Source organism: Legionella maioricensis (assembly GCF_023618015.1).
GTDB classification, from domain to species: Bacteria; Pseudomonadota; Gammaproteobacteria; order Legionellales; family Legionellaceae; genus Legionella; species Legionella maioricensis.
In genome coordinates, this window is record NZ_JAJKBJ010000033.1 from 12,692 (window position 1) to 29,293 (window position 16,602).

The following is a 16,602-nucleotide window of genomic DNA, read 5'->3' on the forward strand; positions in this document are numbered from 1 at the left end:
TTCAAACAAACTCCGCATTGCTTCGCTACGCTCGCAATGACGTTTTTTCTTAACCTGACGGGGCCAGTCTATGTTTAAATTACCAAAGTCATTTCATCTTCCGGTTGCTTCATATCTTTTTTTTCCATATCTTTTATGGAGCCGCCAAGAAGCGTTAAATGAATAGGCAATGGAGGCTCTGTTTTAGCTTTATCTAACCCCTTTTTTGCTGTATTTCTCACATCAGGTGAGCTTGCCTTGTCATGAATCATCACTAAGGCATCAAGCATCATTTTTTGCCGTTTATCGTCATATTTATTCCAGTTGATAAAATATCCCGTCAAATTAGCGGCTAAAGTTGGATTGATTTCATCTAAACTAATAATGGCCTTGGCCAGCAAATCATAGCCTTCTCCTGACGCTGCATGAAAGCCATAAGGATTCTTAATAAATGATCCTAATAAGGCATAAACTTTATTGGGACTTGATAAATCAAATGCAGGATGTTGCATTAACTTCGCTACTCTATTAACCACCGTATTAGAATGGATCGCCGCCTGCACATTAAACCAATAATTAATGGCACTGGCATCGTTTTGCCAATACAGATAAAAATCATTGAGTAACTCATCTAATTCAGTGTAGTTTATGTCACACAGCTGGGTTAAAGCAGAAATAGTTTCAGTCATGTTATTACCCAGCGCATCTCTAAACTGTAAAAGCAAATATTCGGTAGTTCTGTCAAAATCAATCCATTGCAAATAGGAATAACATACTGCTTTTAAACGACGAGAACCTGCGTCCTTTATATCAAAAATTGTAAACTGAGGCTTTTGAACAGAAGTCTGGCGTTGCAGATCATTATATCGTTTAAATATACTGTCTTTTAATTCTCTTGCTAATTCTTTTTGTATCAATAAACGAGCTTCTCCAAGCTTTTCAAATATAGGCTTTGTCACATTAGCGGCTAAAAACTCCTCTGAGGGTAATGTTAGTAATTCGGCCAGCATCCACTCACTAAGCGTTTTATCCGTTAATAAAGACCGATAGACGTCAAAAAATTGAGGAGTTAACTCTATTGCCTTGCCATCACAATAATCTGTAACCAACCTGGTAATCAATTTTGTTGCGGCTTCACAGCGATTATATAGATTAGGATCATTCTGGATTAATAATAGTAAGGACTCATTAGTATAGTTGTATGTCAAAGTCACTGGGGCAGAGAAACTACGCAATAGGGAAGGAGTAGGCTTGGATGATATATTGTCGAAATGAAACTCCATTTCAGGTTGATCGATCATTAGCATTTTATCGCCAATAATTTCTTTCCCCGAACTATCCAGTAATCCCATTACAAAAGGTATAGGTCGTCCAGCCGCATTCTTTGTGTTAATTTTTAACGTATATTTTTTAGTTGCTGGATTATGATCATCGGTCACTATTACTTCAGGAATACCATCTTTAGTAAACCAGGATAAAAAGGGATTTAGATTTATCCCCGTTGAAACGCTTAAGGAGTCCAATACATTTTCCAGGGTAACTGCATTACCATCATTCTCTTTGAGAAACTTAGTCATTCCTTTATAAAAAGACTCTTTCCCCACAGTTAACATGATCATACGAAAAATATCAGCACTCTTTTCATAGGCTGCTGCGGTATATAAACTTCTCACTTCAGTATAAGAGCTTTGTCTTGGCGCACGCTCATCAAGATTTTTTCCATTAAGAAGCCTGACTAGATCGCCACCCAATAGGTCCTCAAGAAACATGTTCTCTCTAAAGGTAGTTAAACCCTCTTTAAAGGATAAATTATGCCAATCTCGTATAGTGACACGATTTCCAGACCAGTAGTGGAAAAATTCATGCGCAACCACAGCCAGTACCCGCAATATTCCTAAATCCGTCTTGCTCTCAGGGGTGGCAAATAAATTTTCAGTGTTAAACAAATTCAAACCAGTGGATTCCGAAGCACCAGCGGCAAATTTTTCAACACCCGCGACCATATGCTTTGGTAACGCGCATTCTAGTTGATATGTTTTTTCGTCCCAAGCCATCGCTTGCAGCAATACTTCTTTGGCGAAGTCACATTTTGCAGTAGCCTCTGGAGGAACATAAAATTCAATAGGTAAGACTCGACCGGATTGTGTTTTATAGTGAACTGCAGAATACTGTAATTTTCCTGCAACTAATGCAAACAAATAGCTTGGTTTAGGGACATCATCAACCCAGGTAGTAGAATGAAAATAGCTGCCAAATACATCGTGTTCAACGAGCTGTCCATTTGAAAGCAATACGGGATAATCCTCTTTGTCAGCAATAATTGTGGTTTTATAAGTGGCTAAGTTATCTGGTCTGTCATTACAAAATAAAACTCGACGTAAGCCTTCAGTTTCAGCTTTCACAAGAAAGGTTCCTTCAGTCTCATACAAACCAAATAAATCTGTATTGTCACCGAGAAGGGTGCTTGTGGAGAGGGTAAATGATTTTCCGTTAGGAACATTTTTTATAGTTATGGACTCATCTGTTAGCTCATATTCTTCTGATTTAAGGGGCTTGCCATCCAGAGAAATACTGGTTAAAACCAAATTTTCACCATCCAAGACTAAATCAACGGGATGAGATTTGATATTAGGATTTGGAATTATAGTGAGTGACGCTTTTGACTGAACAGGTTTTTTACTGAGATCAATTTCCAAGTCCACATGAGTCACTAAAAAATATGGGGCTTTGTAATCTTCCAATTTGTATACTTTAGATCGGCCTTTTTTCATAAACTCTCCCTGATTCAAGTCAACTATATTATCAAAGTCACAATATAAGATTAAAAGGGGTATTTCAATCATTCTCTTTCAACCACCCGCCTCAAATAGAGTGCTTATTATTTGAACTGAAACTGGGATGCCTAGGTTGATTGGGAGTTAAATTTATTTAAAGATTTTAGGAGAGGGGAGGATGGGATTTATTACACTCAGAAATTGCATTATATAAACAACAAGGATTACTATCATAAAAAAGTTAAATACGAGATTAATTAAAGCTGCAAGTGGAATATATTGGTTAACTGCCAAAAGCAAAAATCCACTAAATAATGCCATTATTAAATCGTTTAAACGTATCATAATTGCTCTTTTTATTATCATTAATTACAGTTTAGTAATCCGCACGTATAATATCAAAAATATAAGTTTATGTTGACGCAAAGGGAAGACTGGAAAAGAGCAAATCCTTTTATTGCACTAAAAACGAATGAGGGGTTTGCTATTGAAGCACTTCTATCCGCTAACCTCATCATGCCATCCATAGCCTTGGCTTTGGATTTATTTCAGAATCCTCGTCGCTTAAAAGCTACTTTAAGATTTTAATATTAGTGATATATTAGTATTTCCTAATTGGTCATTTCAATTATTTTAACTTTATCCAGGAAGGTATCTATGCGTATGATGCGTGCTTCTTTGCGGTTTTTTGTCGTTCTTTTCACCCTAGGTTTTACACTGGTTTCATTTGCAATTGGTAATGACATTGTTGCAGTTGATGTGGGTGGCGTGACAGGTCAATATACATCAATAGTGTTGGATTCACAGGGATTTCCAACGATTAGTTATTATGATGCATCGGAACAAAAATTGAAGGTTGCTCATTGTTTTACCCATAATTGCAGTCTATTTAATTCAATTGTCACACCGGATGCGGCAACAAACATTGGTAAATACACATCGATTGCACTTGATAGCGCTGGTAAACCCGTCATTAGTTATTATGATGAGACAAATTCAGCATTAAAAGTCTTACACTGTGGTAATAACTCCTGTTCGTCAGGGAATACAATTGCAACACCAGATAATACTGGAACGGTTGGGTGGTATACCTCTGTTACTGTTGACAACAATAATTTTCCCATTGTCAGTTATTATGATGCAACCAGCGGAAAATTAAAAATTCTCCATTGTGGAAATGCATCGTGCACACTGGGTAACACCATTGTGACGCCAGATGTAAGCAGCAGTAATGGCGTGCAGAGTTCAGTTAAGTTGAATTCATCGGGCAAGCCAGTGGTGGCGTATTTTGATTTTACAAACTCCTCTCTGAAGATTTTAAGTTGTGGAAATAGTGCCTGTAACTCTGGTAATTCAATCACAACAGTTGATTCAGTCGGTGATGTGGGGCGTTATCCCTCATTAATGCTGGATAGCAATCAAAAACCAGTGGTAAGTTATCTGGATTTAACAAATGGTAAATTAAAAGTACTGCATTGCGGTAATGCACTTTGTACCTCAGGTAATTCGCTTACATCCATTGCGAGTAATGGTGTTGCTGGTTATTACTCCTCACTATCACTTGATGCAAATAATATCCCAACAATTAGCTATTATGATGTCACAAATCAGAATTTAAACGTCGTACGCTGTGGCGATGCGAATTGCGTAAACAACAATCTTATTAACATACCAGACAGTACGGGAAATGTTGGGCTATATACTTCGTTAAATCTCGATGCCAGCAGTAATCCAGTGGTTAGTTACTACGATAGCACCAATGGAAATCTAAACGTATTGCGTTGTGGTAGTCCAATGTGCGGACCAAACTCAGTTTATGTTGGCGATACAGCAACAGACGTTGGTCGATATAGCGCAATTAAATTAGATACAAATGGTAGACCCGTCGTTAGTTATTGGGATGAAACAAATGGCGATCTTAAATTGCTGCATTGTGGTGATACGACTTGCAGTCAAAGCAATTCAATTACCAGTCCCTACACCACTGGGAATACGGGTTGGGATACATCACTTGATATAGATGCAAATGGCAATCCGGTGATTAGTTTTTATGACTTTACAGCTGGAGTGATGCGAATAATACATTGTACTAATGCAAATTGCAGTGGTGTGAATTCGGTTAATACCCCAGACAGTTTGTCAAAACGAGCATCATCTATGGCGCTTGATTCATCTGGCAATCCAGTGATTGCGTCTGCGGGACAATCGGATCAGGGATTAAGAATTGTGCATTGTGGTGATGCAAATTGCTCAGTAAACAATAGTATTGCATCACCTGATTTTCCGGCTTTTCCTGGTAATGCTGATGTGCGCGGGGTATCATTAGTGCTTGATGCATCAGGGTATCCAGTTGTTAGTTATTTTCGCGCGGATAAAAGTCAGTTGAAATTACTGCACTGTGGTGATGTTAATTGTACAGGGCAAAATAATTCATTATCGGTGCTTGATCCAGGCGCACAAGCAAGCGATCATCGTGCAACATCTGTTACTTTAGACGCTAGCGGAAATCCATTGATTGCTTATTGGGATACAGCAAATAGCGCGTTAAAAGTTTTGCATTGTGGCAATGCCGCATGTACTTCAGGTAATACTATAGCATCACCTGTAACTGGAGCGAGTGTTGGATTACAACCTTCAATCAAAATTGATAGTACAACAGGAAATCCAATTGTGAGCTTTGGAACAAGTAGCACTATGTCAATACTTTATTGCGGCAACGCAACATGTACTGCGGGTAATGTGATCACTGCAGCGGATCCAACAACTCAAGGTCTGGACAGTGCATTAGTACTTGATGCTAATAATAATCCGGTTGCAAGTTACTATACTCCAACAGGGAAACATATCAAGGTATTGCACTGCGCAACTCCAAATTGCCAATAAATCTTCATCAAGGTTAGGTCTTTGAAACACGTTTAGCCCGGTTGCTTGCAACCGGGAGCGAGTTTTGAATCACTATGTCACATGGATTGATTCTTTAATTGTAAATGTGCAAAGAAGTTTAATGATTTTTTGAGGTGATTCAGAGGCTCGCTCAGGCTCCAGACTAAAAGCACTGGTTCCTATATACACTTTTCAAACCAAATTACATCCCAGTAACGATCAAATTTGTAACCAACATCCGTAAAATGTGCAACTTTTATAAAACCAAATTTTTGAAAAAGACTTATAGATAAATCATTTGATACAGTAACGCCAGCATATAATCGATGTGCTAATGATATAAGTTTGCTTCTTTCTATGATTTCGTTTAATAAACTGGAACCCAGTCCACCGCCTCTGAATGCAGGTCTACAATAAATGCTTATATTGAAGCTACTTTGATAACCAATAATTGCATTAAAAGGTGTGGTAGCAGCATAGCCTATAACGGTATCTTGTTTATTTGTCGCCACCAGCAATTGATAAGGACTACCATCCAGAAAATTTTTAAACCATGACGAGTAGCTTTTTAAGCTATGAGTTTGTTGCTCAAAATTAAAAACAGAATTAGCAATATAGTAATTGTAAATGGATAAAATTTGTGGCCAATCATTTTTGGTAGCTGCGCGTATTTGAAAGTCTAACATTATCCTTTCCCTTTGTCTGAAAAGTTAAAAGGGCACTGCCACTGTAGATTAGCTCTAAGACCAGAATATTGGAGTGCTTCACTGCATTCATCAAAATGAATGAGATTAGGGTTAATGCTTCCACTATAGCGTAACTCTCTACCACGAACTGTTTTTTGGATTTTATTAAAGACGTTAATTTGTTTAAGGTAGTTAAATTGATGATGCGAATTAAAAACTAATGTAGGGTAATAAAAGTCACGACACTTTCTGGGATGCCCCGGGCAAAGACCAATAATAAAATAGGCTTCACCAGCGATGCTAAAGGAGAAAAAACGATTGTTAACGTCATTTGAAACGCTTTTATCCCAAGGAAACTCATCAATTTCATATAACATTTTCAATTGTGACCAAAGTAAATATTCAAATTCTTCTGGTTGGATATTAGTGGGGTTAGTAAAACATGCAATAAAGCTTGCGAAACGATTATCAATAGATATACGTGAACATGTAAACCGTTTGAGAGCTTGATAAAGCTCGCTTGTAGATTGTTCAGAGGCAATTTTATCTAATAAACAAAATTGATATTTGGATCTGTTAATGGATGTTTTAGCTCCTACGCAGGAAAAATTTTCAGCTAAAATTTTCTCTCTAAACATCTTTTCTATAGTATACATTTCAAATCTCATTTAAAAATAAGCAGTGATGATTTCTGGACTTTATCTGGCTTAAATTATTTAGTAAAATTAATAATTATTATCTACTTATTAGTTTTATTAATGAGCTTATCATCATCGCAATTAGATGCTTTTCTTGCTGTTGCCAATTGTTTGAATTTCACAAAGGCAGCACAGTCTTTATGTATTACACAATCCGCCTTAAGCCAAAGAATAGGTAAGCTCGAACAGAAATTAGGACATTTATTTATCAGAAATACCAAATCAATTTGTCTTACTAATGCGGGGCATCAGCTGTTTAGATATTGCCTTAAAAAAAATGCGCTTGAAAATGAGTGCTTAGAACAAATTTCTACCAACAACAAAGATGGTTTGTCAGGAATTATACGCATCGGTGGTATTTCTACCGCTTTACGTTTTTTTGTATTAGATGCTTTAAGTCAATTATTAATTAAAAATTGTAATATCAAACTAGAACTAATAGAGATGGAGTCAAGAGATCTACCTGGTGCATTAGGAACAAATCAAGTTGATTTTATTGTGTCAACCGATTGTATTAATAATAAGTTCATTGAAGCTATTCAAATTGGGGTAGAAACCTATGTATTAGCTGAGTCGGTCAAATGTACAAACAATGTGAATGATGTTTATATTGATCACGATAATCAAGATGAGATTACTCATATTTTTTTACAACAACAACAAGAAAAACCACGTGCTTGGCGTCAACACTATCTAGATAATATCCATTTAATAATTGAAGCGGTTAAATTAGGTATTGGTAGAGCGGTATTACCTTACCAAATTTTAGTTCAAGAACCAGGGCTTAGAAGAGTTGCAAATATGAAGTCTTTGAGTATCCCTCTTTATTTAATGTTCTACAAACAGGACTATTATACTCGTTTGCAACAAGCAGTTATTAATGTTTTAGGAGCCCGCCGAACATCATGTAGTAATAATCCTGAGTGATATGAGCTTATCACTCAGGATTATCATAGGTTTATTCAAGTTATTTTAATGACTGAATACTAGAGAGCTCATTAATTAGATTAGCTACTTCTGGACTACCTAAGCCAGTTACATAGTCATAGCCTTCTTGCGCAGTGCAATAAAAATCACAATCGCCATTAGTACCTGAAGAGATATCATTAAAAAAGTAATTATAATTACCTGTTTCAGGATTAGCTGCAGCATAAAGAAGAGCATTAAGATTACCGCCTATATTGGTATTTAATGCCGAATTTGCAACAGCAACAAGGGCAGCCCATTGTGGTGCTCCAGCACTAGTGCCGCCAACCACTTGCCAACCCGTTCCGCCATCACCAGGAACGGAACTATAGACAGAAAAGCCTGTTTCAGGATCCGCATTATAGGCTACATCAGGCACACCACGCTTATTGTTAGCTCGAGGTATGGGCAATTTGCTCTGATAACTTGGCCAAGCTTCAATTGAACTAACACCGCCACCACTTCCAGACCAGGCAGTCTCTTCTTGGTAGTTTCCATAGGAATCTACCATTAGTGCAGTTCCTCCTACAGCGAGAACATAGGGAGAGGCGGCTGGATATATTGTGCCTGTACCGCTATCACCTGATGATGCAGTAAAGGTCACCTTAGAGTTGTTAAAAATTTTGTCATAAGATGCTTGTCCAGTAAACTCTCCAGCGCCCCAACTCATTGAAACAACATTCGCGCCACTATCTACTGCAACTTGCACTGCATAAAATAAATCAGCCACGCTATCACTTGCTGCTTCTACCAGAATAATCTTGGCTTGAGGAGCCATTGCATGAGCCCATTCAACATCGAGCGCGATTTCCCCTGACCAGCCGGCATCAGTTCGTGGTTTCTTCTTTTTTGCATAGACCTTTTTAAAACATCCATTTTTTGTAGTGCATGCAGGGAGGCCAAACTGTTTATTAAAAACAGCCAGATCGGATTCAATACGAGGATCATCAAAGGCATCAACAATGGCTATTGTTTGTCCTTTTCCTTGTGCTGAAATTGCATGAAACCCATAAGCATTACTGACTTGGTGAGGAGATAATCCCGAGGGCAAAAAATGCGGTGTATTCGGTTTATAATGAATAGGGTGGTGTACTATTCCTGGCGCTACAGGAACAGCAAAGGCGTGAATATTTATTATACTAAGTATTACAGATGCTAAAACTGGTTTCACCCGTAAGCTACCTTGTTTCTTCTCCATTTTTACTCCTTTTTTAATTTAATCCCTGCAAAAAAATGTTTTTATATGAAGTCTCAGTGACCATGGATTAATGCACTTTGCTTTTCCATTGCGTCATTTTCCTGATTACTAAGCCCGAAGCATAAAGAACAACTCCCGTCAGTATGAGACATAGAGTACGAATAATTGTAGGTGTGGAGGATGCATCATAAATTAATGCTTTTCCTGCGGCAAAACTTAACACAACAAGTACGGATTTAGCCATTATTATATCGTTTCTAACAAAAGAAAACCCAAGCACAATCAACGCGTAAAAAAGCCAAGAAGAGGAAACGGCAAGTGAACCATAATTGATGGTAATCTGATAAAGTCCCATAATACAGAGCAGGTGGGCCGCGGCTAATAAAGCATAGCTGTATTCATCTTTCTGAGCCAAATCTTGCTGATGTCTTAGAAAGGCAAACCAGATGCTGGCAAATGATGCCCAAGAGACAATAGCCCAGGACAGGGCAAAACGTCCAACAAGGTGGCTCATTATACTGAGATATTCGATTCCAAGAATTGCAGAAAGAGCAACAATTGGGACAATCAGTGAGGCATTAGCTTTCTTTAAATAAATCCTGCTATGACTTAAGCCATACCCAAGCACGATAATGACAAAAAGCCAGGGTTTAACTACTGCTGGCAAGAGAGTAAGGTATACCGAATGAAAAAAAACTACAGTTACAAAGGTTAATATCATGTTATAACTATTAAATTGTCGGTTTGGCTGCCATCTTTTTGCCGAAAGATAAAGCCCAACAAGAATTCCTGCGACAGCCAAAGAGACCCATGGGGCCAATGCTGGTTCAATGCGGCCAATAAAATAATACTCCATCGCATAAAATATTAATAAGACAGGGAAGAGACTCCAAGACTCCTTTTCAGTCAATTCCTGATGGGTTAGATGAGTATGAAAATAAGATCCTATGGAAAAAATAAGAAAATTGAGGGCTAGAGCAATAGCTATTAAGCCATCTTGATCTAAATTCAGTCCTACCCATGCAGTAGTGGAAATGGCCAGATAGGCAGCAATTACCGTTAAAGTCCTTGATTGTACCCAAATAGAAAGAGTAGCGAAGGTTAAGGAGCAAATTATAAAATAATAAAGTGAAAAAATGGCGTTTCCATCAACATTTGAAACAACAGGGGCAACATAGGCTCCTATTGCCGCAATAATTGCGTAAATATCATGTTTAAATCGAATATAAAACCAAATAGAAAGTCCCGATATAATGCTGGTTATGGCAATAACTGTTTGGAATGAGATTAGAAGATAATATTGATAAGCAGCTAAACAGGTTATATAAAGAATGGTTGCGCCGGCTGCTGGTAAAAAACTGGCATACACTTTATCCGCGCTCGAGATCAGAATACCGGCTGTAAAAAGTGCTAGGCCAAATAAGGTTGCAAGCCCAAGTTGTTTTTCGTGTGTTAACCAACCTGACACTATAGACAGTTTAACAATAAAACCTGCAGCTAAAATAAAACATACTGAAGCCACTATACCAAGCCAGTTGCCTGACATCGGTTTAGGGCTTGTTTTATTCCTTTTTTTGTTGACCAGTAAAGATTGCGACTGGTGATTTGCTTTATTTAAACTATTCTCAATTAGAGAAAGACGAGCCTCAATGGCTGCTAAGCTTTTTTCAATAGAAGTAGAACTCATAGACATACTCGTTGCAAATTATATAAATCCATCTTACGACATTTTTAGTCATCACACGAGTAGATTGAATAGTCATTACTCATTCAAAATTGTGAACTTCATCTTTTGGACTTTGTCCTTACCAAGCACAAAATATTGCTAATTAAATTCTAATGGTTCTAACATTTAACTTTTAAATGGAAGATTAGTATGAGAAAGATTTTAGTTTTGAATACATACCTTCTGTTGTCGCGGACTTAATAATGCCTATTACTCGTTTTCGATTCATCCTTCAAGCGGTCATTATGGGGTCAGCGTAGATAAAATAAGGCTTATTTAAGTGAAGTTGTTCAAATAATGGTCTAAATTATATAATACGTATTAAAATTTTGCAGGCTAGCCTATCACTAATAAAGGAGTTGTATGAATGAGTATTAAATTGTTGGCGATTGGTAGTCATCTCCCCCAAACTGTAGTAAGTAACCTTGTTTTTGAAAAAACTCTCGATACAAATAATGACTGGATAACCCAAATGACTGGTATAAAAGAGCGTCGTATCCTTGACGAGAGCGAAGATTACCTTGATTGCTGCCATCTCGCGGCCTCTAATGCCATTAATAGAGCAGACATTAATCCTAATTTAATTGATTTAATTATTGTTGGCACAACAACACCTTATCAATTAATGCCAAGCACTGCAGTAATGCTTCAGCAAAAATTAAAAATAGAACAATGCATTGCTTTTGATATGCAGGCGGCATGCAGCGGGTTTATTTATGCATTGGCGAACGCCATTTACGTAATGCAGGCGAATCCCAATATCAATTATGCTTTGGTGATGGGGTGTGACTCCATGTCGAAAGTAACTTCGCCGAACGACAGAACAACAAGAATCTTATTTGGAGATGGTTTTGGTGCATTTTTATTAATGAAGGATAAGGATGAAAATCAAAAAGGTTTTTTTTATGTAAATATTGGTGCTGATGGTTTAGGAAAAAATAGTCTTGAAATTCCTTGGGGCATAGCAAAAGGTTTCTCATCCAGAACAGAGGCTAATTCATTCATGACTATGAATGGGCCGCGTGTATTTAAAAACGCTGTAGAGCGATTTACAAAAAGCATTACCAATGCATTAAATCAAACCAATTTAACTGCTAACGATATTCATCATGTCATCACACATCAAGCAAATATTAGAATAATTACTCAGGTAGCCAATAATCTGGAGCTGACTTTAGACCGCGTTCATGTCACTCTTGATAAGCACGGAAATACTTCTGCAGCCTCAATACCTTTAGCAGCTGATGACTTATTTACCAGCGGAAAAATGAAGCAAGGGGAAATCATTTTATTATCTGCGTTTGGCGCTGGATATACTTGGGGGACTATTATTTTAGAGTTTTGACCAAAATATCAAGCAGTATAACCTTGATTCTCTCAACGCTTTTGCGCTGACGAAAAACACGGTAGCCTTTTTAGGATATCTCGTTATAATTCCAATTTTATACTATTATTCTAATAGTGCATTAGCAAACCTTATCATAAAGGATAAATTTGAAATGGACTTCGCTGGCGTTCCTCGATCTGAAATAGAAGCAAAACTAATTAAAGAGTCATATGAAAAGTTGCCTATTTTAATCATTGGCGACTTCATTGCGTCAGTCTTATTTGCTTTACTTCTCTGGAATAAAATTAATAATCCTGGCATTTTAGGAGTATGGTTTATAACCATGCTTATTTTTAATCATTTGCTAAGGGGGCTTTTTTTATTTTACTATCATCGACAACAAAGACAAAAACAGTTACAACACCCGCGCTTTTGGAAAAATTATTTCATAATAAATCACACACAATCAGGGATTTTATGGGCCTTGGGCGGATTGCTCTTCATTTATATAGAAGATCCTTTTTATCGTTTGTTAATTTTTGTATATCTTACAGGATTACTTGGAGCACCTGCATCTACATTATTGACATTTCATCTCTCTTACATGGGGTATATGCTTCCAATATGCTTAGTCATGGTTTATTTAGCATTATCTTTTACAGCCCCCATCTCTTTTATCCTGTTTTCTATAACGCTACTTTATATTGCTGTAATAATATTTAGTACATCAGAGACTCATAAACTTTTAGTGAAGTCTATTTATTTGGAGTTATATAACTTAAATCTTTTTGCAAATTTAAAACGCAGTGAAGAAAGTTTTCGTAATACGATTGAGAATGCACCTATTGGTATGGCAATTATTTCTCCAGAAGGGCAATGTATTCATGCCAATCGCACTCTACTTGATCTACTAGGTTATAGTGAAGATGAATTGCGCCAGACGACGATGTTAAAAATTACCCACCCAGACGATCTTGCCATGACCAAGGATGCTTTGGAGAAACTGATTAAAGGGGATTTACGCATTTCTCATTTGGAAAAACGCTATATACGCAAGGATGGGCAGATTATTTGGATGATGGTAAGTGCGTCATTGATTCGAGATGAAGAAGGTAAACCCATTAATTTTATTACCCAAATGAAAGACGTAAGTGATCGCGTTGAAAATGAGGAAAAAATGCGACAACTTAATGAGAAAACAATGGCGACTTTAAATGAATTGCAGCTATTAGAACATGATGAAAATTTATTAAATAAATTAAATCGCTCACTACAAATCTGTGTTGTAGTAGAAGAGGCATACCCGCGAATCAATTTAATTGCTCAAGAGTTATTTCCTGGATTAAGCGGGGGATTATCTGTCTATAATAAGTCAACCAACCAACTTGAAACGGTAATTGAGTGGGGAGAGAAACAATTATTACAAAAAGTTTTTTTTCCAATAGATTGTTTTGCAATTCGTGAAGCCAACCTCAATCTGGTTGAAGATCCCAAAAAAGAAGTACCTTGTAGTCATTATCTTAACCCACCTCAAGGCGGATATCTTGCATTACCACTGATGGTGCAAAATGAATTGATTGGCGTTATCCATCTGTTAGCCCCGACAGGTGAAAAAATAAGACAACATCAGCAAGATATGGTGGTTTCATTTGGTAATATTGTTAAACTTGCCTTAGCAAACATTAATTTACGCGCTTCATTAAGCGATCTTTCTCTCCATGATCCATTGACGAGTTTATATAATCGACGTTATTTAAATGATATTTTATCGAGGGAACTCATTCGCATCGCGCGTGAAAAAAGTAGGTTATGTGTTGCTATGCTGGATATCGATGATTTCAAGAAACTTAATGACAATTACAGCCACTTGGCAGGCGATGAAGTACTTAAAGGAATAGGGCAATTATTAAAGAGTTTTTTCCGTGAAAGTGACTTGGCCTTTCGTTTTGGCGGTGAAGAGTTTGTTGTAATATTATTGAATACTTCTTTGGATAATGCAGTAAGTAAAATGGAAGAATTTCGCGAAAGGTTTAAAGCTACCTCCCAGTATTATAAAAATAAAAAACTACCTGGTGTTACTATTTCCATTGGAGTGGCCGAATCACCTCAGCATGGTGCTTTCATTGAGGATATACTAAAAGCCGCGGATCATGCACTTTACTCAGCAAAGCAGGCAGGTAAGGATAGAGTAGTGGGTTATGTTAAAAAGGAACAAACCCATTCATAGCTATTTCTCGTCTAATGAATGTCAATTTTTTGTTTAAATTTGATCCATTGTGAATAAGTATCTATGCTTAAAGTGAGCTTTAGTTTATGGAGATTTAAATGAAACGAGCAAAAAAAGTACCCGGTAAGAAGCAAGCCCAAAAAATTCAGCATGAAGAGTTAAAAGATGTAAGCGGCGGCAACCCGCAAACCCAGACCTCTTGTAGAGAGTATCCCGGGGGAAGGGTATGCACCGGGCAACTAGGGCCTGTAGCTCCTAAACCAAGATAACTACCAGCGTTGTCTATTCTCGATTTGTTCCGCTGAGGAAACTCTTGTCGCCGTTGTGAGCAAAATGAAACAATCCAGATCAGATTTTCAGTATCGTTCTGGATTGCTTCGCCAAAGCTCGCAAAGACGAAATAGGCGTGTCGTCTATGAAAAAATACACTTGCCATGTACCCTGATATGCTTCCTATTATTGGTACAGCACCTCGTCATAAAAGATTTTGGTTTGCAGAGAGACATGCTCATCACGGTTTAACACTAGGTCCCATTACAGGACGTCTGCGGAAATGATGACTTGTGAACCATTGATAATTAATCCATTACCTTTCAGAACCAATCGATTCTATTTATTTTTTTTCTAAGAGCAGAGGAGGCATGTATGCCATTTTGAAGCTTATTGCATCAGATCTTTTAAAACCAGGGACAAATGAATTAGCAAAAAACATGCATTAGGTCTGATTATTTTGATAATCAGACCTAATCTATAAAGTGTAGTTAATGTAGTCAACGTTAAATAACTGGCATATATTTGCCCATTAACGTTGGAGCTACACTTATGAGAGTACAAAAAATAAAGCTAAGTCTTTATGACTTTAGTTGGATCGTCCTTGATAATAATCATTTACCTATTAAACCAATCACTGAATTTATTCGTTATTTAAATAATATTGATAAATCACCATTCACAGTTCGCAGCTATGCACATCATCTAAAATTATATTGGGAATTTTTAGATGCTAAACAACTCGACTGGACTAAAATCAAGTTATCAGGTTTAGCTGCTTTTGTTGGATGGTTACGTGAGTTAAGTGAAAAACAAGCTATGGTAATTGATATTACCGAAGATCGTTCCGCACGCAAGCCTGCAACTATTAATGTGATATTAGGATGTCTTTCCAGTTTTTATCGATACCATAATCAACTTGGACATACAGATGTAACTATCACAGAGTCTAAAAGTTTACCGGGAAACCGGTATAAGGCTTTGTTACATCATGTGTTTAAAAATAAACCTACGCAAAGACGGATAATTTCAGTTAGGCAAGTTAAAGAGCTACCTAAAACAATTTAGAGGTTTAATTTCAAAAAAGAAATTATCTATATTCGGTAATCCATCATATGAAATTGGAGGTGTAATTTCTTTATGAATATGATTAATAATTCGTCGTCCATAATGAGTAGTATAGATTTTATTCGATTTTAGAAGAGAACAGAGTCTCTCATCTTCATTTAAGTTAGCTGTCATATTTTGCTATGATTAATTATAGTAATATAAGACTAGCTTATTCCGAGATTATTTGTCTTTGTATTGAAACAGTAAACGGCTTTTTTCTCTTTAATCCAATACTCGAAGTGTGATTTTGGTAAAAACGGACACTTTACTAAGCGACTTTTTGACCTCAAATAATTCAGGCTATTTCTAGCCGATCATCGAGTGAAGCCGTTTCTGATTGTAATATATTTCGATATATTCAAATACATGAATGTTGGCAATGTCGTTCATTGCACATTGTTCACCGTGGGGTTAATTCCATACAGCTATAAGCAAGCGTAGCCTTGATGAAGCATAGCGTAATCAAGGTTTTCCTTCTCAGAAGCAAATCCATAAACACCTATCAGGTTTGATTAGATTAGATTTTTTATTTTTTCGTGGCTGCAAGCGATAAAATATCTCCTATCAATAAGTATGTATATACTATATAGCGATTAGCTTCTTCTTTATCAAGAATAATGCTATGCGTACCTTTGTTAGACGCCTCATAAATACTGTCAATTCTATTTCCAATGTAATCTAGATGTGATCCTACTAACTCATTAAATCTTTTGGATGCTGAAGCCTCTTCAATATATGCAATAAGTCTATTAATGTAA

Annotated in this window: 15 protein-coding genes and 1 pseudogene; 8 read left to right on the forward strand and 8 right to left on the reverse strand. The window is 36.9% G+C overall.

Annotation, left to right across the window (positions count from 1 at the left end):
- Positions 1-74 precede the first annotated feature (74 nt).
- Positions 75-2,750, reverse strand: coding sequence for an aminopeptidase N (gene pepN, locus LOX96_RS16295; RefSeq protein ID WP_250424541.1), 2,676 nt, complete (start codon positions 2,748-2,750; stop codon positions 75-77).
- 153 nt (positions 2,751-2,903) lie between these two features.
- Positions 2,904-3,119 (reverse strand): Thivi_2564 family membrane protein, encoded by a 216-nt coding sequence (locus LOX96_RS17735; protein ID WP_431606663.1) that lies wholly within the window; start codon positions 3,117-3,119, stop codon positions 2,904-2,906.
- A 48-nt stretch (positions 3,120-3,167) separates the two neighbouring features.
- Between LOX96_RS17735 and LOX96_RS16300 the strand changes: the two genes are divergently transcribed.
- Together LOX96_RS16300 and LOX96_RS16305 are read left to right on the forward strand one after the other, a co-directional pair.
- Positions 3,168-3,341, forward strand: a complete 174-nt coding sequence (locus LOX96_RS16300; RefSeq protein ID WP_250424540.1) for a hypothetical protein — start codon at positions 3,168-3,170, stop codon at positions 3,339-3,341.
- Between the two features lie 69 nt (positions 3,342-3,410).
- Positions 3,411-5,636 (forward strand): hypothetical protein, encoded by a 2,226-nt coding sequence (locus tag LOX96_RS16305; RefSeq protein WP_250424539.1) that lies wholly within the window; start codon positions 3,411-3,413, stop codon positions 5,634-5,636.
- A 179-nt stretch (positions 5,637-5,815) separates the two neighbouring features.
- Here the strand turns inward: LOX96_RS16305 and LOX96_RS16310 are convergent, their stop codons facing one another.
- Positions 5,816-6,322 carry a GNAT family N-acetyltransferase gene (locus tag LOX96_RS16310; RefSeq protein ID WP_250424538.1) on the reverse strand — a complete coding sequence of 169 codons (507 nt, stop codon included), beginning with the start codon at positions 6,320-6,322 and terminating at the stop codon, positions 5,816-5,818.
- The gene (gene gntA / locus LOX96_RS16315) at positions 6,322-6,978 is read right to left on the reverse strand and encodes a guanitoxin biosynthesis heme-dependent pre-guanitoxin N-hydroxylase GntA (protein ID WP_250424537.1); all 657 of its coding nucleotides are present in this window, start codon (positions 6,976-6,978) and stop codon (positions 6,322-6,324) included. Before gntA ends, LOX96_RS16310 begins: the two co-directional genes overlap by 1 nt.
- A gap of 102 nt (positions 6,979-7,080) precedes the next feature.
- Between gntA and LOX96_RS16320 the strand changes: the two genes are divergently transcribed.
- Positions 7,081-7,947, forward strand: coding sequence for a LysR family transcriptional regulator (locus LOX96_RS16320; protein ID WP_250424536.1), 867 nt, complete (start codon positions 7,081-7,083; stop codon positions 7,945-7,947).
- Positions 7,948-7,987: 40 nt separating this feature from the next.
- Here LOX96_RS16320 and LOX96_RS16325 read toward each other — a convergent pair whose 3' ends face one another.
- The gene (locus LOX96_RS16325; protein ID WP_250424535.1) at positions 7,988-9,184 is read right to left on the reverse strand and encodes a S53 family peptidase; all 1,197 of its coding nucleotides are present in this window, start codon (positions 9,182-9,184) and stop codon (positions 7,988-7,990) included.
- A 67-nt stretch (positions 9,185-9,251) separates the two neighbouring features.
- A complete protein-coding gene (locus LOX96_RS16330; protein WP_250424534.1) occupies positions 9,252-10,871 on the reverse strand; it encodes a DUF2339 domain-containing protein in 1,620 nt (539 codons plus the stop codon).
- A 406-nt stretch (positions 10,872-11,277) separates the two neighbouring features.
- On the opposite strand from LOX96_RS16330, the gene LOX96_RS16335 reads away from it, so the two are divergent.
- The 5 genes from LOX96_RS16335 to LOX96_RS16350 all read left to right on the forward strand — a co-directional run bounded on the left by LOX96_RS16335 (position 11,278) and on the right by LOX96_RS16350 (position 15,802).
- Positions 11,278-12,255 (forward strand): beta-ketoacyl-ACP synthase III, encoded by a 978-nt coding sequence (locus LOX96_RS16335; protein ID WP_250424533.1) that lies wholly within the window; start codon positions 11,278-11,280, stop codon positions 12,253-12,255.
- Positions 12,256-12,409: 154 nt separating this feature from the next.
- Positions 12,410-14,464 (forward strand): GGDEF domain-containing protein, encoded by a 2,055-nt coding sequence (locus LOX96_RS16340; protein ID WP_250424532.1) that lies wholly within the window; start codon positions 12,410-12,412, stop codon positions 14,462-14,464.
- A gap of 98 nt (positions 14,465-14,562) precedes the next feature.
- Positions 14,563-14,733, forward strand: a complete 171-nt coding sequence (locus LOX96_RS16345; protein ID WP_250424531.1) for a hypothetical protein — start codon at positions 14,563-14,565, stop codon at positions 14,731-14,733.
- Positions 14,734-14,910: 177 nt separating this feature from the next.
- Positions 14,911-15,021, forward strand: coding sequence for a hypothetical protein (locus LOX96_RS17660; protein WP_348645905.1), 111 nt, complete (start codon positions 14,911-14,913; stop codon positions 15,019-15,021).
- Positions 15,022-15,286: 265 nt separating this feature from the next.
- The gene (locus tag LOX96_RS16350; RefSeq protein WP_250424530.1) at positions 15,287-15,802 is read left to right on the forward strand and encodes a site-specific integrase; all 516 of its coding nucleotides are present in this window, start codon (positions 15,287-15,289) and stop codon (positions 15,800-15,802) included.
- A 348-nt stretch (positions 15,803-16,150) separates the two neighbouring features.
- Here LOX96_RS16350 and LOX96_RS17740 read toward each other — a convergent pair.
- Both LOX96_RS17740 and LOX96_RS16355 read right to left on the reverse strand, forming a co-directional pair.
- A pseudogene (locus LOX96_RS17740) lies at positions 16,151-16,240 on the reverse strand (hypothetical protein); the annotation flags it as partial.
- Between the two features lie 130 nt (positions 16,241-16,370).
- Positions 16,371-16,602, reverse strand: a 232-nt coding sequence (locus tag LOX96_RS16355; RefSeq protein ID WP_250456407.1) for a hypothetical protein, incomplete at its 5' end; no start/stop codon positions are given.